General features: G+C 66.2%; 20 protein-coding genes. 8 read left to right on the top strand and 12 right to left on the bottom strand.

Annotated elements, in window-relative coordinates:
• Nucleotides 1–8: 8 nt before the first annotated feature.
• Nucleotides 9–1607: an ABC-F family ATP-binding cassette domain-containing protein gene (locus OH146_RS01355; RefSeq protein ID WP_265156607.1), complete on the bottom strand. Its 1599-nt coding sequence runs from the start codon at nt 1605–1607 to the stop codon at nt 9–11.
• 99 nt (nt 1608–1706) lie between these two features.
• On the opposite strand from OH146_RS01355, the gene OH146_RS01350 reads away from it, so the two are divergent.
• Nucleotides 1707–2396: a biotin transporter BioY gene (locus OH146_RS01350; RefSeq protein ID WP_265156605.1), complete on the top strand. Its 690-nt coding sequence runs from the start codon at nt 1707–1709 to the stop codon at nt 2394–2396.
• Nucleotides 2397–2412: 16 nt separating this feature from the next.
• Here the strand turns inward: OH146_RS01350 and OH146_RS01345 are convergent, their stop codons facing one another.
• Genes OH146_RS01345 through sufB form a run of 5 tightly spaced genes read right to left on the bottom strand, consistent with a single transcriptional unit; the run spans nt 2413 to nt 6498 of the window.
• Nucleotides 2413–2742 carry a metal-sulfur cluster assembly factor gene (locus tag OH146_RS01345; RefSeq protein ID WP_265156603.1) on the bottom strand — a complete coding sequence of 110 codons (330 nt, stop codon included), beginning with the start codon at nt 2740–2742 and terminating at the stop codon, nt 2413–2415.
• A gap of 4 nt (nt 2743–2746) precedes the next feature.
• A complete protein-coding gene (sufC, locus tag OH146_RS01340; RefSeq protein ID WP_265156601.1) occupies nt 2747–3511 on the bottom strand; it encodes a Fe-S cluster assembly ATPase SufC in 765 nt (254 codons plus the stop codon).
• Nucleotides 3512–3556: 45 nt separating this feature from the next.
• Nucleotides 3557–3880 (bottom strand): non-heme iron oxygenase ferredoxin subunit, encoded by a 324-nt coding sequence (locus OH146_RS01335; protein WP_265156599.1) that lies wholly within the window; start codon nt 3878–3880, stop codon nt 3557–3559.
• Nucleotides 3877–5079 carry a Fe-S cluster assembly protein SufD gene (sufD, locus tag OH146_RS01330; RefSeq protein ID WP_265156597.1) on the bottom strand — a complete coding sequence of 401 codons (1203 nt, stop codon included), beginning with the start codon at nt 5077–5079 and terminating at the stop codon, nt 3877–3879. The genes OH146_RS01335 and sufD overlap by 4 nt, the downstream gene beginning before the upstream one ends.
• Nucleotides 5080–6498: a Fe-S cluster assembly protein SufB gene (sufB, locus tag OH146_RS01325; RefSeq protein WP_265156594.1), complete on the bottom strand. Its 1419-nt coding sequence runs from the start codon at nt 6496–6498 to the stop codon at nt 5080–5082.
• Between the two features lie 393 nt (nt 6499–6891).
• Here sufB and OH146_RS01320 point away from each other — a divergent pair, with 393 nt between their 5' ends.
• Nucleotides 6892–7932, top strand: coding sequence for a COX15/CtaA family protein (locus OH146_RS01320; protein WP_434056244.1), 1041 nt, complete (start codon nt 6892–6894; stop codon nt 7930–7932).
• 34 nt (nt 7933–7966) lie between these two features.
• Here the strand turns inward: OH146_RS01320 and OH146_RS01315 are convergent, their stop codons facing one another.
• Complete coding sequence (locus OH146_RS01315; protein WP_265156591.1) at nt 7967–8887, bottom strand: heme o synthase; 921 nt, start codon at nt 8885–8887, stop codon at nt 7967–7969.
• A gap of 267 nt (nt 8888–9154) precedes the next feature.
• Here OH146_RS01315 and tkt point away from each other — a divergent pair, with 267 nt between their 5' ends.
• The 6 genes from tkt (at nt 9155) to pgl (ending at nt 17285) form a co-directional block, all read left to right on the top strand.
• Nucleotides 9155–11248: a transketolase gene (gene tkt, locus OH146_RS01310; protein WP_265156588.1), complete on the top strand. Its 2094-nt coding sequence runs from the start codon at nt 9155–9157 to the stop codon at nt 11246–11248.
• 86 nt (nt 11249–11334) lie between these two features.
• Nucleotides 11335–12444 carry a transaldolase gene (tal, locus tag OH146_RS01305; protein WP_265156586.1) on the top strand — a complete coding sequence of 370 codons (1110 nt, stop codon included), beginning with the start codon at nt 11335–11337 and terminating at the stop codon, nt 12442–12444.
• Nucleotides 12441–14039 carry a phosphoglucose isomerase-related protein gene (locus tag OH146_RS01300; RefSeq protein WP_265156584.1) on the top strand — a complete coding sequence of 533 codons (1599 nt, stop codon included), beginning with the start codon at nt 12441–12443 and terminating at the stop codon, nt 14037–14039. The genes tal and OH146_RS01300 overlap by 4 nt, the downstream gene beginning before the upstream one ends.
• The gene (gene zwf, locus OH146_RS01295) at nt 14039–15577 is read left to right on the top strand and encodes a glucose-6-phosphate dehydrogenase (protein WP_265156581.1); all 1539 of its coding nucleotides are present in this window, start codon (nt 14039–14041) and stop codon (nt 15575–15577) included. Before OH146_RS01300 ends, zwf begins: the two co-directional genes overlap by 1 nt.
• Nucleotides 15574–16518 carry a glucose-6-phosphate dehydrogenase assembly protein OpcA gene (locus OH146_RS01290; protein WP_265156579.1) on the top strand — a complete coding sequence of 315 codons (945 nt, stop codon included), beginning with the start codon at nt 15574–15576 and terminating at the stop codon, nt 16516–16518. Before zwf ends, OH146_RS01290 begins: the two co-directional genes overlap by 4 nt.
• A 2-nt stretch (nt 16519–16520) precedes the next feature.
• Nucleotides 16521–17285, top strand: a complete 765-nt coding sequence (gene pgl, locus OH146_RS01285) for a 6-phosphogluconolactonase (RefSeq protein ID WP_265156577.1) — start codon at nt 16521–16523, stop codon at nt 17283–17285.
• 59 nt (nt 17286–17344) lie between these two features.
• On the opposite strand, the gene OH146_RS01280 is transcribed toward pgl, so the two are convergent.
• The 5 genes from OH146_RS01280 to gap all read right to left on the bottom strand — a co-directional run bounded on the left by OH146_RS01280 (nt 17345) and on the right by gap (nt 21194).
• Complete coding sequence (locus tag OH146_RS01280; RefSeq protein WP_265156575.1) at nt 17345–17707, bottom strand: RNA polymerase-binding protein RbpA; 363 nt, start codon at nt 17705–17707, stop codon at nt 17345–17347.
• Between the two features lie 11 nt (nt 17708–17718).
• Nucleotides 17719–17970, bottom strand: a complete 252-nt coding sequence (gene secG, locus OH146_RS01275; protein ID WP_265156573.1) for a preprotein translocase subunit SecG — start codon at nt 17968–17970, stop codon at nt 17719–17721.
• A gap of 117 nt (nt 17971–18087) precedes the next feature.
• A complete protein-coding gene (gene tpiA / locus OH146_RS01270; protein ID WP_265156571.1) occupies nt 18088–18888 on the bottom strand; it encodes a triose-phosphate isomerase in 801 nt (266 codons plus the stop codon).
• The gene (locus tag OH146_RS01265) at nt 18879–20093 is read right to left on the bottom strand and encodes a phosphoglycerate kinase (protein WP_265156569.1); all 1215 of its coding nucleotides are present in this window, start codon (nt 20091–20093) and stop codon (nt 18879–18881) included. The genes tpiA and OH146_RS01265 overlap by 10 nt, the downstream gene beginning before the upstream one ends.
• 93 nt (nt 20094–20186) lie before the next feature.
• Nucleotides 20187–21194 carry a type I glyceraldehyde-3-phosphate dehydrogenase gene (gap, locus tag OH146_RS01260; RefSeq protein ID WP_265156567.1) on the bottom strand — a complete coding sequence of 336 codons (1008 nt, stop codon included), beginning with the start codon at nt 21192–21194 and terminating at the stop codon, nt 20187–20189.
• Nucleotides 21195–21350: the final 156 nt, after the last annotated feature.

Below are 21350 nucleotides of genomic sequence, written 5' to 3'. Positions count from 1 at the left end.
GCCTCCGCTCAGGCGAGCGAGATCAGCTCGGCGTAGTCCGGGCTCCAGTGATCCTCGACACCGTCGGGCAGGATGAGCACCCTCTCGGGGTTGAGAGCCTCCACGGCGCCCTCATCGTGGCTCACGAGCACAACCGCGCCTGAATAGTTGGCGAGCGCGTCGAGAATCTCCGTGCGGCTGGCCGGGTCAAGGTTGTTCGTCGGCTCGTCGAGGAGCAGCACGTTGGCCCCTGAGACGACGATCATGGCGAGGGCGAGGCGCGTCTTCTCTCCGCCCGAGAGCACCCCTGCGGGCTTGTGCGAGTCATCCCCCGTGAAGAGGAAGGAGCCGAGAACCCGCCTCGCCTCGGTCTCCGTGAGGTTCTGCGAGGCCGACATCATGTTCTCGAGCACGGAGCGCTTGACGTCGATGGTCTCGTGCTCCTGCGCGTAGTAGCCGATACGAAGCCCGTGGCCGGGCTCGACCTGACCGGTATCCGGAGCATCCACCCCCGCGAGCATCCGAAGGAGGGTGGTCTTGCCCGCGCCATTGAGGCCGAGCACGACGACCTTGGAGCCGCGATCGATCGCGAGATCGACGGCCGTGAAGATCTCGAGGGAGCCATAGCTCTTGCTGAGATTGTGCGCCATGAGCGGCGTGCGACCGCACGGAGCGGGTTCGGGAAAGCGCAGTTTGGCGACGCGATCCGCAGCGCGCACCTCCTCTAGGCCCGACAGCATCTTCTCCGCGCGCCGCACCATCTGGTGCGCGGCGGCCGCCTTGCTCGCCTTGGCTCCGAAGCGCGCCGCCTGCTGCTGCAGCACGCTCGCCTTCTTCTCGACGTTGGCACGCTCCTTCTTACGCCGCTCCTCATCTGCCTCGCGCTGGCGCAGGTAGTGCTTCCAGCCCATGTTGTAGATGTCGATGACCTGCCGATTGGCGTCCAGATAGAAGACCTTGTTGACGGTCTCGCCTACGAGGTCGATGTCGTGGCTAATGACGATGAAGCCTCCGCTGTAGCCCTTCAGGAACTCACGGAGCCAGACGACCGAGTCGGCGTCGAGGTGGTTGGTCGGCTCATCGAGGATCATGATCTCGGCGTCGGAGAAGAGGATGCGGGCGAGCTCGATACGACGACGCTGTCCGCCTGAAAGGGTCGAGAGCGACTGGTCGAGGATGCGGTCGGGAAGATTGAGGTTGCTCGCGATGGACGCCGCCTCAGCCTCGGCGGCGTAGCCACCCAGCGCGTCGAAGCGGTCCGTCAGTCGCGAATACCGCTTCATGGCAGCCTCCGCGACCGTTGCGTCCTGCGAAGCCATCTGAGCGCTCGCCTCCTGCATGCCCAGCACGAGCTGGCCCAGCCCACGGGCGTCGAGGATGCGCGTGCGAGCGAGATCCTCGGGATTGCCGGAGCGAGGATCCTGGGGCAGGTAGCCGACCTCCCCCGAGCGCTCGATTTTGCCGCTCGTCGGCAGCGTCTCCCCCGCGAGCGTCTTGGTCAGCGTGGTCTTGCCAGCGCCATTGCGCCCGACCAGGCCGATCTTGTCACCCTTGTCGACACGGAAGGTGACCCCCTCCATGAGTGTGCGAGCGCCGACACGGATCTCGAGGTCCATCACGCTCAGCACAGGCAGAATCCATTCGAATGCTCCGGAAGGGAGCGGGGGCAAGGGGGGAAACCCCTAGTATATTTGCCTTCGGCCGCTCGGGCGTTCCGGGGTGGGGAGGTGACGTTGCTCGATCCAAGAACCGTCGGGATTCGCGGCGCCTTCAACTCGTTCAATCGCCGCCGCATCCACCTGGGCCCGGACACGCTCGCCGACCGCCTGTTCACGCCTGCGCTGCTCATGGATCTCGTCCTCATCTTGAGTGGTGCCGCCGTCGTTGCGCTCTCAGCACAGTTCGTCGTGCCCCTGTGGCCCGTGCCCTCGACCGGCCAGATCATCGGCGTGCTCCTCGTCGGATACGGGCTCGGCGCGCTCCGCGGAGGCCTAGCCCTGTCTCTCTATGTCGCACTCGGTTCCGCCGGCGTCCCTGTGTTCAACCAGGCCACGGCGGGCTGGCAGCATCTGATGGGTGCCACCGGCGGATACCTCGTCGGCTTCGTCGTCGCGAGCATCCTCGCGGGCCTCTGCGCCGCGCGGGGATGGGACCGCCGCTTCCTGCCCGCCTTCGGGAGCTCGATCGTCATCACACTCGTCGTGTACACGCTGGGCGTCCTACGGCTCATGGCGGTGCGCGGCTACGACCTTCTCAGCGCAGTCGAGGAAGGATTCCTCCCGCTCGTGCTTGCCGGGGTCATCAAGGATCTCGTCGTGGCGATCATCATCACGGGAGCGTGGTACATCGACGGCAGGCTCGTGCGGAAGGCAGCGAAAGCCCCGCCACGCCCGCAGACAGACAGCCTGCGCATTTGACGCGCGGACGCTTCTACTAGATGGCGAAGCCGAGAGCCCGCATCATGTCGCGGCCGTCGTCGGTGATCTTTTCGGGACCCCACGGCGGCATCCACACCCAGTTGATCCGGAACTGCTCGACGACGCCGTCAAGCGCCTGAGCGGTTTCATCCTCGATGACGTCAGTCAGCGGGCAGCCCGCCGACGTCAGCGTCATGCTGATGATGAGAGCGTCGTGCTCCTCATCCCAGGTCAGGTCATAGATCAGCCCGAGGTCGACGATATTGACCCCGAGCTCGGGGTCCATGACCTCCTTGAGTGCCTCCTCGACGCGGTCGAAGAGCTGGGGCTCGAGCGCAACAGCCATGCGACTAGCCTACGTTCGTGCCCGTAAGAAAGCGATCGTAGCCCTCGTTCTCAAGGCGGTCGGCAAGCTCGGCCCCGCCCTCCTCGGCGACGCGACCGTCGACGAAAACATGGACGAAGTCGGGGCTGATGTACCGCAGGATGCGCGTGTAGTGCGTGATGAGAAGCAGGCCAAGACCCGTCGATTCCTTCGCACGGTTGACGCCCTCGGAGACGACCTTGAGAGCGTCGACGTCGAGGCCCGAGTCGGTCTCATCGAGCACCGCGAAACGCGGCTTCAACAGCTCGAGCTGGAGGATCTCGTGACGCTTCTTCTCGCCGCCCGAGAAGCCCTCGTTCACGTTGCGCTCCGCGAAGGACTTGTCCATGCGCAGGTTCTGCATTGACTCGCGTACGTCCTTCACCCAGGAACGGATGGCGGGGGCCTCCCCGTCGATGGCGGTCTTGGCGGTGCGAAGGAAGTTCGTCACCGTCACTCCCGGAATCTCAACGGGATACTGCATCGCCAGGAAGAGACCGGCGCGAGCACGTTCGTCGACGCTCATCTCGAGCACGTCCTCACCGTCGAGCTCGATCGATCCGCCCTCGACGTGATACTTCGGGTGCCCCGCAAGCGTGTAGGCGAGCGTCGACTTACCCGAGCCATTCGGCCCCATGACCGCGTGAATCTCATTGGACTTGATGGTCAGGTCGACACCCTTGAGGATCTTCTTGTTGCCCTGCTCGGTCTCGACGGAGACGTGGAGGTCCCGGATGGTCAGTTCAGACATGGTGTGAGTACTTCTCTCTCTTCGGCCGATGCTGTGGCCGGATGCTCAGGACGGGTAGGTCGGGGTCGGATCGATGTAGACGTCGCCATCAACGATCGTCACAGCGAAGACCGGAACGGGCTCGTATGCGGGAAGGGTCAGCGGCTTGCCGGTACTGAGGGAGAACTGCGAGCCATGAGCCCAGCACTCGAGAGTGCCGTTCTCGACGAAGCCTTCGGCCAACGAGATGTCGCCGTGAGTGCAGGTGTCGCCGATGGCGTGCACCGCCCCCTCTGAGTCACGGACGACGGCAATGGGAGTCTCTTCGATGACGACGCGCACGGGAGTGCTCACCGACAGGTCGTCGAGGGCGCAGATACGGACGCTCACGGTGTCACCGCCAGCTCGGCCTCGATCGCCGCGTCCAGTCGCTCCTCAATCTCGGGAACGCCGATCTTCTGCACGACCTCTCCCAGGAAGCCACGGACGACGAGCCGTCGCGCCTCATCCTCAGGAATGCCGCGGGCCTGCAGGTAGAAGAGCTGCTCGTCATCGAAACGACCGCTCGCGCTCGCGTGACCGGCGCCGACGATGTCTCCGGTCTCGATCTCGAGGTTGGGCACGGAGTCGGCCCTCGCGCCGTCGGAGAGCAGCAAGTTACGGTTCTGCTCATAACTCTCGGTGCCGGTCCCATTGCGACCGATCAGCACATCGCCGATCCACACCGTGTGCGCACCGTCGCCCTGGAGGGCGCCCTTGTAGGTGACGGTCGACGTCGTGTGAGGAGCATCGTGATTCACGAACACCTGGTGCTCGATGTGCTGCCCGGCGTCCGCGAAGTACAGGCCGTAGAGCTCAACCTCACCGCGCTCGGCTCCGAGCCGCGCGGTCGGGTTCACACGGACGACATCGCCACCGAGCGTCACCGAGACATGCTTGAGATGACCCTGACGCCCGATGCTCGTGAAGTGGCTCGCGAGGTGGATGGCGTCATCCTCCCACTCGTGCAGGCTGATGACCGTGAGCTCTGCAGCGTCTCCGACGATGATCTCCAGGTTCTCGGCGAGAAGCGCCCCGCCGGTGTTCTCGAGCACAACGACTCCACGGGAGTTGGGCGCCGCCTCGATCACGAGGTGCGCGGCGCGCGCCGTGCCGCCCATCGCCCGACGAGCGACGGTCGCGGCGGCATCCTCGCCCTCGATCTCAATTGCGAGGGCACGCTCGAAGGAGCTCCAGGCGTTGGCGGATGCTCGGTCCTCGGGTGTTCCCGCGGTGCCGATGCGCGCGTCGTCACGAGCGATCCAAGACACGCTCGCTCCGCCTTGCACCTGGGACTCGTACTCGTAGCTGCCACCGTCGAGCTCACCGGCAGTGAGGGGCTCGACTTTGGCGAGGGGCGTGTACTTCCACTCGGCGTCGGTCGGCCTCGCAGGCTGAAAACGCTCGACCTCATACGCGGCAAAACGTTCGGAGCGCGTCTGCACGGGTGAGAGCCCGAGACCCCCGGCGCTGTGCTGAGCCGAGCCGATCTTCGAGTGGTCGAGCGGTGCTTCTGTTCGGGGCTTCGCGGATGTTACGGGTACTGACATCTATCCGACGGATCCTTCCATGCCCATCTCGATGAGCTTGTTCAACTCCATGGCGTACTCCATCGGCAGCTCTCGCGCGATCGGCTCGATGAAGCCGCGTACGATCATCGCCATCGCCTCATCCTCCGGGAGACCCCGGGACATGAGGTAGAACAGCTGCTCCTCGCTCACGCGGGAGACGGTGGCCTCGTGGCCCATGAGCACGTCATCCTCACGAATATCGGTGACGGGGTAGGTGTCCGAGCGCGAGATCGTGTCGACCAGGAGGGCGTCACAGCGCACGGTGTTGGCCGAGTGGTGGGCCCCCGCTGCGATGCGGATCTCGCCGCGGTAGCCGGTTCGGCCGCCCCCACGGGCGATCGACTTCGACACGATCGACGACTGCGTATGCGGCGCCATGTGCACCATCTTCGCGCCGGCGTCCTGGTGCTGCCCGGGGCCCGCGAAGGCGACGGAGAGCGTCTCGCCCTTGGCGTGCTCGCCCACCAGGTACACCGAGGGGTACTTCATCGTGACCTTCGAGCCGATGTTGCCGTCGACCCACTCCATAGTCGCGCCCTCATGCGCGATCGCGCGCTTGGTGACGAGGTTGTAGACGTTGTTCGACCAGTTCTGGATGGTCGTGTAACGCACGCGGGCGTTCTTCTTCACCACGATCTCGACGACGGCCGAGTGCAGCGAGTCCGACTTGTAGATGGGGGCCGTGCAGCCCTCGATGTAGTGCACGTAGCTGCCCTCGTCGGCGATGATGAGCGTGCGCTCGAACTGGCCCATGTTCTCCGTGTTGATGCGGAAGTATGCCTGGAGCGGGATCTCGACGTGAACGCCGGGCGGCACGTAGACGAAGGAACCGCCGGACCACACCGCCGTGTTGAGGGCGGCGAACTTGTTGTCGCCCGCAGGGATGACGGTGCCGAAGTACTCCTGGAAGATCTCGGGGTGCTCGCGCAGCGCCGTGTCGGTGTCGAGGAAGAGCACACCCTGCGCCTCGAGATCCTCACGAATCTGGTGGTAGACAACCTCAGACTCGTACTGCGCCGCGACGCCCGCGACGAGGCGCTGACGCTCCGCCTCCGGGATGCCGAGCTTCTCGTAGGTGTTCTTGATCTCCTCGGGCAGGTCGTCCCATGACGCCGCCTGCTGCTCGGTGGAGCGAACGAAGTACTTGATGTTGTCGAAGTCGATGCCCGAAAGGTCGGCACCCCAGGACGGCATGGGCTTCTTGTAGAACAACGAGAGCGCCTTGAGCCGATTCTTCAGCATCCACTCCGGCTCGCCCTTGAGCTGCGAGATGTCGGCGACAACCTCGGGCGAGAGTCCGCGGCGGGCCGAAGCACCCGCGACATCCGTGTCGGACCAGCCGAACTCGTAGATGCCCAGGCTGGAGAGTTCCGGGCGGTCGATCAGAACATCTGACATGGCTTACCTCTTCAATCCTCACTGACTCCAACGGATGCACAGGGGTGTTCATTCCCGATCCGTGTGCCGTGATCTCACGCTCGCGCGTGCGTCTCGCAATGCGGGGTGACGTTCGCCCGGTCGGTTGCCTGGCATCCCGTGCCGATGCAGCCTGCCTAGAATGAACAGGGAAAACGGGGCTCACCCCCGAATGTCTACGCTGACACCCCGGCATTGGCTATGTTCATGAACTCGTCAATTCTATAGGGTGCTGCTGCCGAAAAGAGAATGTTGCCAGTGAACCACCAGTCGCCCGCGCCTGCACGCCATCAGGGACTCCTCGGCCGACTCCCCCTTCCCCTTGGCCGCACCCTGCGTGTCGCCGCCTGGCTCTCCTTCTGCGCCGAGGTCCTCATCATCGCGACAGGCGGGGCAGTGCGGCTGACCGGCTCGGGCCTCGGATGCTCGGAGTGGCCCCTGTGCACGCCCGAGTCTCTCGTGCCCACCGAGGCCATGGGCTTCCACGGGGTGATCGAGTTCGGCAACCGGACACTCACGGGGCTGGTGGGCATCCTCGCGATCATCGTCCTGCTCACGACGCTGCGTGCCGTCGGCGGGCGCCGCTCCCTCGCCGCCGCGCTCTGGTTCGCCCTGGGTGCCCTCGGTGCCGGCGCCGCTGCGTGGGGACTCGCCGCAGTCGCGGGCTTCACGGGAGCTGCCGGCTTCCCCTTCTTCACCGGGGGCCTCATCCTCGTGACGGTCGCCGGTGCGGTGCACTCTCTGCGCACAGTTCCCGAGCGCCGCGATCTGGCCGCGCTCGCATGGGTCGTCCTGATCGGCGTGATGGCGCAGGCCTTCGTGGGCGGGATCACAGTGCTGACGCAGCTCAACCCCTTCATCGTGGGGTTCCACTACACGCTGTCAGTAGTGCTCGTCTCTGTCACGGCGGCCTACCTCGTGCGAATGAGTGACGTCCCAGGCCCTCGCGAACTCGCCGTTCCGCTCTGGTTCGCGATCCTGAGTCACGCCACGGGGCTGGCGCTTGCGGCCACGATCTTCTTCGGCGTGCTCACGACCGGCTCGGGACCGCACTCGGGAGACGCGAACGTCATCCGTGAGGGCTTCGACGCGTCGGCGCTCGCGCATGTCCACTCCTGGCCCGGCTACGTGCTTGCGCTACTGGTCGCGGTCCTCACCGCGGCCGCATGGGCGCTGCGCCTCCCGCTGCGCCGCTGGCTCGTCGTACTGGCCCTCGTGATCGTCGTGCAGGTCGTCGTGGGCGTTGCACAGGCTCGCAACGGTCTGCCGCCCCTGCTCGTGGGCATCCACATGGTGCTCGCGGCGCTGTCAGCTGCGGCCTACACGGTCATCGTGCTGCGCCTGAAGCGACCGGCCAATCCTTCCGTGGATGGGGTCGCATCGGCGGGGGCAAGTTCCACCGTTCCGGCGAAGTAGCCTCGGAGCGAGGCATCCGCCCCCTCGGAAGAAGCTAGAAGGGCAGGAGCGGGTCGACGCCCACCGCGACGAAGACGAGCGTGAGATACGTGATCGACGCGTGGAAGAGCTTCATCGGCTTGACCTCTTCGCCCCGGATCGCCCTGCTGTAGAGCCGGTGTGACTCGACGATGAACCAGGCACCGGAGGCGAGGGCCACGACCGAGTACGTCAGACCCATCGGATGCACGGGGATGAGCAGCAGCGAGCACGCCACGGTCGCCCAGGCGTAGAGGATCGTCTGCAGGCCCACCTGTGAGCGCCCTCGCACGACCGACAGCATCGGAACGTTGGCCGTCGCATAATCGGTACGGAAGCGCATCGAGAACGGCCAGTAGTGCGGAGGCGTCCACAGGAACACCACGAGGAACAGGATGATGGGCGACCAGCTGATGGATTCCGTGACAGCCGCCCATCCGATCAGCACGGGAAAGCATCCGGCGATCCCGCCCCAGATGATGTTCTGCGACGTGCGGCGCTTGAGAATGAGCGTGTAGACGACGACGTAGAAGAAGATGGCCGCTGCCGACAGCGTCGCCGCGAGCCAGTTCGTCGCGAGCCACAGTACGCCGATCGAGAGCACCGTGAGCACCCAGGAGAAGACAAGCGCCTCACGATCGCTCAGGGCACCGGTCACCAGGGGACGCCCACTCGTGCGGGCCATGACCCGGTCGATGTCCCGATCGATATAGCAGTTGAAGGCGCCAGCCGCTCCAGCGCTGAGGGCGCCGCCCACGAGGGTCCACAACATGAGCCACAGATCGGGAATGCCACCGTGGGCGAGGATCATGACCGGCGCGGTCGTGACGAGCAGAAGCTCGATGACGCGCGGCTTCGTGAGCGCCACATACGCCCGAATCCTCGCGATCCCGTGGGCCCTCTCCTGACGGATCGGAGTGTCTACGGCTGCGTCCATCGCTCCTCTAACGGCTGTTCTGACTCCAGCCATCAAGTCTAGGCCACTCACAAGGCATCGGCGCCCGAGAGAGCCTGCAGCAACACCTCCGACACACCGGCTGTCCCTATACTTGGGAAAGTCTCCCCCGGTTCATTGCGACTCCCCCGTCTCCGACCGCGTCGTGGCCAATGCACGCTCGGAGTTCCGGACATCGTACGGGCGGCTGCACAACGGATGCGCGCCGAACGGCGTGCACACAACCTGCGTCAGAAGGGTCAGATTCACGTGGCAGCTCTCCAATGGGATCCCATCGACAGCCTCGCCGTCGACACGGCGCGAGTGCTCGCAGCCGACGCCGTCGAGAAGGTCGGCAACGGGCACCCCGGCACGGCGATGTCCCTCGCTCCCGCCGCGTACCTACTGTTTCAGAAGGTCATGCGCCGCGACCCGAGCGACAACCAGTGGATCGGGCGCGACCGCTTCATCCTCTCGGCTGGTCACTCATCCCTCACGCAGTACATTCAGCTCTACTTCGGCGGCTATGGCCTCGAGCTGGACGACCTTAAGGCGCTGCGCACCTGGGGCTCGAAGACCCCTGGACACCCTGAGTACGGCCACACCGACGGCGTCGAGATCACGACCGGCCCGCTCGGGCAAGGCCTCGCGTCCGCTGTCGGCTTCGCCTATGCCGCTCGTTTCGAGCGCGGTCTCTTCGACCCCGACGCCGCCCCCGGCGCGAGCCCCTTCGACCACCACGTCTATGTCATCGCGAGCGACGGCGACCTTCAAGAGGGCGTCACGAGCGAAGCATCCTCGCTAGCCGGGCACCAAGAGCTCGGCAACCTGATCGCGATCTACGACAGCAACCAGATCTCGATCGAGGACGACACCGACATCGCGTTCACGGAGGATGTCCATGCCCGCTACGAGTCCTACGGCTGGCAGGTGCAGGTCGTTGACTGGAAGAAGACGGGCGAGTACCACGAGGACATCGAAGAGCTTCACGCCGCCATCGAAGCGGCGAAAGCAGAGACTTCCAAGCCCTCGCTGATCATCCTGAAGACGATCATCGGTTGGCCCGCACCCAACAAGAAGGACACGGGTAAGATCCACGGTTCCGCGCTCGGCACCGACGAGCTCGCCGCCACCAAGTCGGTGCTCGGTTTCGACCCCGAGAAGACCTTCGAGATCTCTGACGAGGTCATCTCCCACACCCGTCAGGCCGTCGACCGCGGCAAGCGTGCCCACGCCGAGTGGAACGAGGGTTTCGAAGCCTGGGCAAAGGCGAACCCCGAGCGCAAGGAACTTCTCGACCGCGTTCTGTCGGGTGAGCTTCCCGAGGGGATCGACGAGGTCCTGCCGAGCTTTGAAGCGGGCAAGGATGTCTCCACCCGCGCCGCCTCGGGCAAGGTGCTCGGCGCACTCGGCTCCGTCATCCCCGAACTCTGGGGCGGCTCCGCCGACCTCGCGGAGTCCAACCTCACGACGATCGCGGGGGGCGCCTCCTTCGTGCCCGCTCACCGATCCACGGAGGAATGGTCGGGCAACCAGTACGGGCGAGTGCTGCACTTCGGCATCCGGGAACACGCAATGGCGGCGATCCTCAACGGAATCGTCCTCCACGGCAACACGCGCCCCTTCGGAGGCACGTTCCTGATCTTCAGCGACTACATGCGCCCCGCCGTGCGTCTCGCCGCCCTCATGAAGGCGCCCTCCATCTTCGTCTGGACCCACGACTCGGTCGCCCTCGGCGAGGACGGCCCCACGCATCAGCCCATCGAGCAGTTGGCGTCGCTGCGGGCCATCCCCGGGCTCGACGTCGTGCGGCCCGCGGACGCGAACGAGGTCGCCTGGGCATGGAAGACGATCCTGGAACGCAGAGAGGGCCCGGCAGGCATCGCGCTCACCCGACAGAACGTGCCCGTGTTCGCGCGTGGCGAGGGCGATGCCGAGGGCGACACGCTTGCCTCAGCACGAAACGTCTCCCGCGGAGCCTACGTGCTTGCTGAGGCGCCCGGCGGAAGCCCCGACGTGATCTTCATCGCGACCGGCTCGGAGGTGCAGATCGCGATCGACGCACGGGAGCAGCTGCGCTCGGAGGGCATCAACGCTCGCGTCGTCTCCGCTCCCTGCCTTGAGTGGTTCGAGGAGCAGGATGCCGAGTACCGCGAGTCGGTGCTTCCCGCCGCCGTGCGCGCCCGAGTCTCGATCGAAGCCGGCGTCTCTCTGACGTGGCGCCCGTACGTGGGCGATGCAGGCCGCAGCGTCTCGATCGAGCATTTCGGCGCATCCGCGGACTACAAGACGCTCTATCGCGAGTTCGGCATGACGACAGAGCACGCCGTGGCCGCCGCGCGCGAGTCCCTCGGCGCGGTGTGACCTCGGGGGCGGATCCGCGCTTGCTGATCCGCCCTCCCCTGCACAGCTCCCACCCCCTGCACAGCAGCCAAGCGGAAGATGAAGCCATGACCACCAACCCCCTCGCAGACCTCAGCGCCGCCGGCGTCAGCATCTGGCTCGACGACCTCTCGCGCGAGCGCATCACCTCTGGCGCCCTTCAGCGCCTGCTCGAGGAGCGCAGCGTCGTCGGCGTGACCACAAACCCGACGATCTTTGCGAGCGCCCTGGCCAAGGGTGATGCCTACGACGAGCAGGTCGCGGCCCTCGCGGCAGCCGGTGCCGATGTCACCGAGGCCGTGTTCGAGATCACGACCGATGACGTGGCCAACGGATGCGACGTGCTCCGCCCCGTCTATGACGCAACGAATGGCCAGGACGGCCGCGTCTCGATCGAGGTCGAGCCAGGACTCGCACACGACGCTGCGGCGACGATCGAGCAGGGAAGACAGCTCTGGGAGAAGGTCGACCGCCCGAACGCCATGATCAAGGTCCCCGCGACCGTGGAAGGCCTCGAGGCGATCACGGCCCTCACTGCCTCGGGGGTGAGCGTCAACGTCACGCTCATCTTCAGCCTCGAGCGCTACCGCGACGTCATCAACGCCTACCTCACGGGGCTCGAACAGGCACGCGCCGAGGGAATCGACCTCTCCACCATCCGCTCGGTAGCCTCCTTCTTCGTCTCCCGCGTCGACACTGAAATCGATCGTCGTCTGGACGAGATCGGCGGCGAGAAGGCGCTCTCACTCAAGGGCAAGGCAGGGATCGCGAATGCGCGGCTCGCCTACCAGGTCTTCGAGCAGTCGTTCGACACGGAGCGCGCCAAGGGGCTCCTCGCAGCGGGCGCCAACATCCAGCGCCCGCTCTGGGCCTCGACGGGGGTCAAGGACCCGGCACTCCCCGACACCGCCTACGTCGTGGAGCTGGTCGCCCCCCACACGGTCAACACCATGCCCGAGAAGACGATGGAGGCGACCTTCGACCACGGCGTCATCCGTGGAGACACCATCACCGGTGCCTACCCCGAGGCCAACGAGGTGCTCGACGAGATCGACGCGCTGGGCATCTCCTATGAGGAGGTGACCGCCCAGCTCGAGTCCGAGGGCGTCGACAAGTTCATCGTCTCCTGGAATGAGCTGCTCGACACCGTAAGCGCCGCACTGGAGGCTGCGCGGTGAGCTTCGACATCACGGTGAGCGGTGACGCGCGCGACGCTGTCGAGCGCGTCGTGCCACAGCTCGTCTCCGACCTCGTTGCGTCGAGGATCACGGCGCAGGACGCAACGCTCTGGGGCCCCGCGGCGGAGGACGAGGCGAGTCGCCGGCTCGGCTGGACCGAAGCGGTAGTTGTTTCGGAGGGACTCGTCGACGACATCCTCGCCCTCCGCGAGCACCTGCACGCAATGGGTGTCGACAACATCGTGCTCGGGGGCATGGGAGGATCCTCCCTCGCCCCCGAGGTCATCACCCGCACCGCCGGGGTACCTCTCACGGTCCTCGACGCCACGGACCCCTCTCAGGTCGCCGCGGCGCTCACTCACCGGCTCGCCTCGACAGCAGTCGTCATCTCCTCGAAGTCGGGGTCGACGGTCGAGACCGACAGCCAGAAGCGTGTATACGAGCAGGCCTTCCGTGATGCCGGAATCGATCCCGTCGACCGCATCGTCGTGGTGACGGACCCCGACTCACCGCTTGACCGCTCGGCGCGCGCTGACGGCTACCGCGTCTTCAATGCCGACCCCAATGTCGGCGGGCGGTACTCGGCCCTCACGGCATTCGGGCTCGTCCCCTCGGGTCTCGCCGGCGTCGACATCGCCGCGCTCCTCGACGAGGCGTCTTCGATCGCGGGCCGGCTCGCCGTCGACCACGAAGAGAACCCCGGCCTCATCCTCGGCGCCGTGATGGCAGGGACGCGTCCGCTCCGTGACAAGCTCGCGATCGTTCCCGACGGAACCTACATCGTGGGCTTCGCCGACTGGGCCGAGCAGCTCATCGCGGAATCGACGGGCAAGGAGGGCAAGGGCATTCTTCCCATCGTCCTCGGCCCCGACGCACCGGAGGTGGTCTCTCCCGCCGACGATGTACAGGTCGTTCGACTCGTCGAAAGTGCACGGGAGACTCGCGAGGTCGTCGAGGGAGAGGTCGAAATCAGCGGCACGCTGGGAGCGCAGCTCCTCGTCTGGGAGTACGCGACCGCGGTCGCCGGCAGGCTTCTCGGCATCAACCCCTTCGACCAGCCCGATGTCGAGTCGGCCAAGGTCGCGACGCGCGGACTGCTCGACGAGCGTCCGGAGCCCTCCGCTCCCGCCTTCACGGTTGACTCAATCGAGGTACGGGCCGGCGGGATTGCGCTCGATGGCGTCGAGACACTCGAGGCAGCGGTGGACCGCCTCCTCGCTTCTGTGCCCGGCTCGGGCTACGTCGCGGTGCAGGCCTACCTCAATCGCCTCGCGCATCCCGCACTCGAGGAGCTGCGCGACCGCATTGCGGCGCGAACGAAGCGCCCGACGACCTTCGGCTGGGGGCCACGATTCCTCCACTCGACCGGCCAGTACCACAAGGGTGGCCCCGCGAACGGCGTGTTCCTTCAGATCGTCGCGGGAGGCGGCGACGACCTGGCGATCCCGGGGAGGCCCTTCACCTTCGGTGAACTGCTGCGCGCACAGGCTGCTGGAGACGCAAGCGTCCTCGAGGATCACGGGATGCCCGTCCTCACGCTCACTCTGCGTGACGTGGACGCGGGCGTCGCCGTCCTGCTGGACACCATCCGCTGATGCCAGTCGAGATCACCCCCGAGTTCAATCCCCTTCGCCTCGCATCTGATCGGCGGCTGAATCGGATCGCAGGGCCGAGCGCACTTGTCATCTTCGGCGTGACAGGCGACCTCTCGCGCAAAAAGCTCATGCCTGCCGTCTACGATCTTGCGAACCGTGGGCTCCTGCCGCCCGGCTTCGGTCTCGTCGGCTTCGCGCGCCGCGACTGGGACGACCAGGACTTCGAGCAGCAGGTCCACGACTCGGTCAAGCAGTACGCCCGCACCCCGTTCGACGAGGACGTCTGGGCACAGCTTGCCCAGGGCATCCGATTCGTTCAAGGCGATTTCGATGACGACAACGCGTTCGCGACTCTCAAGAGCACCCTTGAGGAGCTCGACCGTGAGCGGGGCACGATGGGGAACCATGCGTTCTACCTGTCGATCCCCCCGAAGTCGTTCCCGCTCGTGACCGAGCAGCTCCGTCGCTCCGGGCTCGCTGAGCAGGGCGAGGCAGGATGGCGCCGAGTCGTCATCGAGAAACCCTTCGGCAGCGACCTCAAGACCGCACGCGAACTCAACGACGTCGTCGAATCGGTCTTCCCTCCCGATTCCGTCTTCAGGATCGACCACTACCTGGGCAAGGAGACCGTTCAGAACATCCTTGCGCTGCGCTTCGCCAACCAGCTCTTCGAGCCCCTCTGGAACGCCCACTTCGTCGACCACGTGCAGATCACGATGGCCGAGGACATCGGTGTGGGTGGGCGCGCCGGCTACTATGACGGCATCGGGGCCGCGCGTGACGTCATCCAGAACCACCTGCTTCAGCTTCTGGCTCTCACCGCGATGGAGGAGCCGATATCCTTCGACGCCGCCGACCTGCGGGCTGAAAAGGAGAAGATCCTCGCCGCGGTCAGCCTCCCCGCCGACCTTGGTGCCGCCACTGCCCGCGGCCAATACAGCAGCGGCTGGCAGGGGGGAAAGCAGGTCGTGGGCTTCCTCGAGGAGGAGGGCATGAACCCGGAGTCGACGACGGAGACCTACGCGGCGATCCGACTCGACATCGGCACCCGGCGCTGGGCGGGCGTTCCATTCTACCTGCGAGCAGGCAAGAGACTCGGGCGCCGCGTTACCGAGATCGCCGTCGTGTTCAAACGCGCTCCCCAGAACCTCTTTGCGGAGGACCAGACGACGTCGCTCGGCGAGAACGCCCTCGTGATCCGCGTGCAGCCCGATGAGGGTGTGACCATCCGCTTCGGCTCCAAGGTGCCCGGCGCGACCATGCGCGTGCGCGACGTCACGATGGACTTCGGCTACGGCCACGCCTTCACGGAGGCGAGCCCCGAGGCCTACGAGAGGCTCATCCTCGACGTTCTCCTCGGTGATCCGCCCCTCTTCCCGCGGCACGAAGAGGTAGAGCTCTCCTGGAAGATCCTTGACCCCATTGAGGAGTTCTGGGCCGAACAGGGCGCGCCCGAGCAGTATCGCCCGGGCACCTGGGGACCCGCCTCGGCGGATGAACTCCTCGCCCGCGACGGACGACAGTGGAGGCGCCCGTGATCATCGACCTTCCCGACACAACGGGCAGCGCCATCTCGAAGGCACTCGTCAACATTCGCGAGGAGGGCGGAGCGGTCGCCCTCGGTCGCGTTCTCACCCTCGTGATCGCGACCGAGATCGGTAGCGAGGAACAGGCCATCGAGGCGGCCAACGAGGCCTCTCGCGAGCATCCAATGCGAGTCATCGTCGTCTCGACGCCCTCCGACGACGCCGGTCAGGCCGACCCTCGGATTGATGCGCAGATCCGCGTCGGTGGCGACGCCGGCGCGAGCGAGGTCATCGTGCTGAAGGCGTACGGGGACACGGTGCAGAGCGAGGAGAGCCTCGTCATGGGGCTGCTCCTGCCGGACGCCCCGGTCGTCGCGTGGTGGCCCGGCCGCACCCCCTCCGTCGTCTCCGACTCCCCCATTGGCCGGATTGCACAGCGCAGGATCACGGACGCCGCCGCGCAAGACGATCCGGGCGCCTTCCTCCATGCGCTGGCCGGTACCTATGCCCCCGGCGACACCGACTTCGCGTGGACCCGGCTCACCCTCTGGCGGGCCCAGCTCGCCGCCGTCCTGGATCAGCCCCCCTTCGAGCCGGTGACCGCGGTGCAGGTGCGCGGTTCCTCCGCCTCGCCCTCGACGCTCCTGCTTGCGGCATGGCTGCAGCGGCAGCTGGAGGTGCCCGCCTCGGTGGAGATCACCCGCGAAGGCGACCACGGCATCCACGGCGTCACCCTGACCCGAGCCTCCGGCGAGATCACGCTCGAGCGCACCGCCCCGCCCGTTGCCACCCTGACGCAGCCGGGCCAGCCCGTGCACGATATCTCGCTGCCACGCAGGGGCCTTCGCGACTGCCTTGCGGAGGAGCTGCGCCGGCTCAGCCCCGACAGGCTCTTCGGGGACGTGCTACGGTCCGGGTTGAACGAGCTCGCCGCCCCCACCGTCAAGGAGTGACCGTGCCACCCTCCCGCGCCGTCGTCATCCGCGAGACGAAGGACGATGTCGTCGCCCTCGTCTCCGCCCGCTTCGTGTCCGTCATCCGCGCCCTCCACGAGGGCAAGCAGCAGGTGCACGTGTGCCTGACCGGGGGGACGCTCGGCATCGCGATCCTGCGGGCGGTCGCACGGGACCCGGAGTCATCAAACGTCGACTGGAAGCGCGTACATTTCTGGTGGGGAGACGAGCGCTGGCTGCCTCACGACGATGCCGAGCGGAACGACAAGCAGGCGACGGATGCCCTGCTCTCGCTCATCGATGTGCCGGAGGACAACATCCACCGTTTCGCCGCGAGTGACGGCAGCGAGACGCTCGACGCGGCCGCCGGTGTGTACCGCGCCGAACTCGCACGGCTCGCCGAGCCGGACGCAATCGCTCCCGTGTTCGACATCACGTTCCTCGGCGTCGGGCCGGACGGCCACGTCGCATCCCTGTTCCCCCATTTCGAGCAGGTCAACGCGGAAGACGCAGTCGTCGCCGTGCGGGACTCGCCAAAGCCCCCGCCCGAGCGGCTGAGCCTGACATTCCCCGTTATCAACAACTCGGACCGGATCTGGCTCGCCCTGGCAGGAGCCGACAAGGCGTCAGCGATCGGCCTCGCTCTCGCGGGGGCGAGCAGAAACCTCGTGCCAGTGGCCGGCGTCAGGGCTCGGCTCGAAACTGTATTCTTCGTCGACAGTGAGGCGGCGACAGATGTGCCTCGAGAGCTCGTCATAGACCTCTAGAAGCGACCGTGAGCTTCCTTCTCACGCGACGCCGGTGGCGGTGCCGATGAAGAGGAACTTCAGGAGGTGACGGAGCCGCGACGGGCGCGGAGTTGAGTGAGCGCCTCCTCAAGCAGGGCGACCGCCTCTTCCTCCGTACGCCGTTCCTTCACATACGCGAGGTGAGTCTTGTAGGGCTCGAGCTTCGCAACCTGGGGAGGATTGTCACGGTCACGCCCGGCGGGAGCGCCGCAGTTGGGGCAGTCGAGCTGCTCGGGGATCTCCTCCGGCTCGATCGTCGCGAGGAAGTAAGGGCTCAGCTGGTGGCCGTTGCTGCACCAGTAGTGGACCTGGATGCGCTCCGCATGGAAACCCCGGTCCTGCTCCCCCATGGGGCCCGCACCGACGCGGGATCCCCTGATTGCACTGCCGCCTGACGCCACTGTTGCTCCTTCTAGACTGCCGAGTCGAACTTGGTGATGAGCCCGAGCACCACGATGGAGGTGAGCCAGACCAGTCCGAGAACGACGGTGAAACGGTTGAGGTTGCGCTCCGCGACGCCGGAGGCTCCGAGGCTCGACGTGACACCGCCACCGAACATGTCGGAGAGTCCCCCGCCGCGCCCCCTGTGCAGGAGGATGAGCAGAGTCAGGAGAATGCTGGTGATGCCCAGCACGACCTGGAACAGGACCTGGAGGATTTGCACGGAATGCCTTTCGAAATGAGCTCGCGTGAGCGAGCGGGGCGCCTTCGGGTGCGCATAAGTCAGGAACCAGTATAACCCCGCACCTGACGAGCACGGCGAGAGCCGAAGATCAAACCCTCAGGTGCCGACGTGCGACTTGAAGCGGCAGATGCTCGAGAACTCTTCGACATTGAGGCTCGCGCCCCCGACGAGAGCCCCATCGACGTTGGGCTGACGCATGAACGACGCGATGTTGGAAGCCTTGACCGACCCGCCGTATAGAACGCGCGTCGCGGAAGCGGCATCCTCGCCCAACCTCGTCCGCACGACCTCGCGCAGGGCCGCAGCGACCTGCTCCGCCTGCTCGGGCGTGGCCGCCTGGCCAGAACCGATCGCCCACACGGGCTCGTAGGCGACGACGATCTCGGCACCCGCTGCGACGTTCTCGAGGGCTGTCGTGAGCTGGGCCACCGGCACAGCGCTCGGCCCGTGCTCCGCCAGATCATCCGCGGTCTCTCCGACACAGATCACGGGAGTAATGCCGTGTTTGAGAGCCGCGACAGCCTTGGCACCGACCTGCTCGTCGGTCTCCAGGTGAAGCGTGCGCCGCTCTGAGTGACCGATGATGACGTAACCGCACTCGAGAGCCGCAAGGAACGCCCCGGAGATCTCCCCCGTGTATGCGCCTGAATCGTGAGCCGAGACATCCTGTGCCCCGAAGCGGAGCGAGAGCTTGTCAGCCGAAATGAGCGTCTGGACTGAACGCAGATCGGTAAAGGGCGGAAAGACCGCGACCTCGACCTCGTCGAAGTCGAAGCGAGCATCCTTGAGACTCCACGCAAGCTTCTGCACGAAGGCGATTGCCTGCAGGTGGTCGAGATTCATCTTCCAATTGCCTGCAATGAAGGGGGTACGTGCCCCCGTAGCCGTCACTGCCATCCGAGGACCTCCAGTCCCGGCAGGGAGGCACCCTCGAGGAACTCGAGGCTGGCTCCGCCACCCGTTGAAATGTGACCGAAACGGTCATCGTCGAAGCCGAGGGCGCGCACGGCCGCAGCGGAATCGCCGCCACCGACGACCGAGAGGCCCTCTACCTGGCTCAGCGCCTCCGCCACCGCCTTCGTACCGCCGGCGAAGGGTCCGAGCTCGAAGACCCCCATGGGGCCGTTCCAGAAGACCGTGCGGGAAGATCGCACGCGCTCTGCGAAAGCGGCGGCCGTCTCGGGCCCGATGTCGAGGCCCATTCCCTTCTCGCCCCACGGCGTCGCCTCGAGCTCGTCGACGCGACGGACCTCGTGCTCCGCATCCCCTCCGAAATGCGAGGCGACGACGGCATCCGTCGGCAGGACGATCTCGACACCCAGCCGTTCGGCCTCCTGTAGGTAGCCGCGCACGGTGTCGAGCTGGTCCTCCTCGAGGAGGCTGCCGCCCACCCGATGGCCCAGCGCGGCGAGGAAGGTGAACATCATGCCGCCGCCGATGAGGAGGCTCGTGACACGGGGCAACAGGTGCCCGATGACCCCGAGTTTGTCGGAAACCTTGGAACCGCCGAGCACGACGGTGTAGGGCTTCTCAGGACGAGCGGTGAGCCGGTCGAGGACGTCGAGCTCGGCCTCGATCAGGAGACCGGCCGCGCTCGGAAGCGCCTTCGCCAGCTCGTACACGCTGGCCTGCCTGCGGTGGACGACGCCGAAGCCATCGGAGACGAAGGCGTCGCCAAACTCTGCGAGACGTGCCGCGAACGCCACTCGCTCCGCCTCGTCCTTCGAGGTCTCACCGGGCGAGAAGCGAAGGTTCTCGAGGAGGGCGATCTCACCGCCCCGCAGTGACTCCACGATCGAAGTCGCTGCATCGCCGACGGTCTCCGGCGAGAAGGCGACCTCGCGACCCAACAGCTCGCCCAGGCGAGCGGCGACGGGGGCGAGGCTGTACTTCGCCTCCGGCTCCCCCTTAGGCCGACCGAGGTGCGAGATGACGACGACGCGCGCACCCTGGTCGAGTAGCCGCGTGAGCGTGGGCAGCGAGGCGCGAATGCGCCCATCATCCGTGATGCGCCCCTCCTCCAGGGGCACATTGAGGTCACAGCGGACGATGACGGACTTGCCGCTGACGTCACCGAGAGAATCGAGGGTTCGAAGGGTCATGCTGAAAGGCCTCCGCAGGGAGCAAGAGCTGGCAGGGGAATAGGACCGTGGGGCGGGAGGGAGGACCGAACGCCCTACCCTCCCGCCGAATGCTCAGCCGAGGCGTGCGGCGACGTACTCCGTGAGGTCGACGAGGCGGTTGGAGTAACCCCACTCGTTGTCGTACCAGGAAGAGAGCTTGACCTGGTCACCGATCACGCGCAGGAGGCCCGCGTCGAAAATCGACGAGTGCGGGTCCGTCACGATGTCGCTCGAGACGATCTCATCCTCCGTGTACTTGAGGATGCCCTTGAGCGGTCCCTCGGCGGCCTCACGGTAGGCGGCCTTGATGTCATCGACGGATGCGCTGCGCGTCGCCGTGACGGTGAGGTCCGTGATCGAGCCGGTCGGCACGGGGACGCGAAGCGCGAAGCCGTCGAGCTTGCCGACGAGCTCCGGCATGACGAGACCAATCGCCTTTGCGGCACCCGTCGACGTCGGAACGATGTTGACGCCGGCGGCACGTGCACGACGGAGGTCCTTGTGGGGACCATCCTGCAGGTTCTGGTCGGCGGTGTAGGCGTGGACCGTCGTCATGAGACCACGCTCGATACCGAAGGTGTCGTTGAACACCTTGGCGAGAGGGGCGAGGCAGTTGGTCGTGCAGGAGGCATTCGAGATGATGTGGTGCGTCTCGGGGTCGTAGGACTCGTGGTTGACACCCATGACGAAGGTGGCGTCCTCCCCCGTCGCGGGAGCGGAGATCAGGACCTTCTTGGCACCGGCGTCGATGTGCTTGCGCGCCGCCTCGGCCTTCGTGAAGAAGCCCGTGGACTCGATGACGATGTCGACCCCGAGTTCACCCCAGGGCAGATTGCCAGGATCGCGGTCGGCGAGAACCGTGATCGGCTTGCCATCGACGATGATCTTGTCACCCTCCAGCGTGACATCCGCGTCGAGGCGACCCGTGATCGAGTCGTACTTGAGCAGGTGTGCGAGGGTCGCGTTGTCGGTCAGGTCGTTGACGGCGACGATGTCGAGGTCACTCCCCTGCGCGAGGGCAGCGCGGAAGTAGTTGCGGCCGATTCGGCCGAAGCCGTTGATGCCGATCTTGACGCTCAATGAGACTCCTGTTGTGTGTCGTGCCCCGGGAGCGAGGGTGCCGCTACCGGAGCGGTTGGGGGTAGAGGAACAGCGGTGCGAGTTGAGCATGCCTGGCGCTCGTGGCGCCTGCCGGGGCTGTGACCCGACGACAAGTGGACGGCCGGGCCCTAGGGC

The sequence above is a fragment of the Homoserinimonas sedimenticola genome (genome assembly GCF_026094475.1).
Lineage (GTDB): Bacteria > Actinomycetota > Actinomycetes > Actinomycetales > Microbacteriaceae > Homoserinimonas > Homoserinimonas sedimenticola.
Note: the sequence above shows the minus strand (reverse complement) of the source record. Positions and strands in the feature narration are given on the sequence as shown.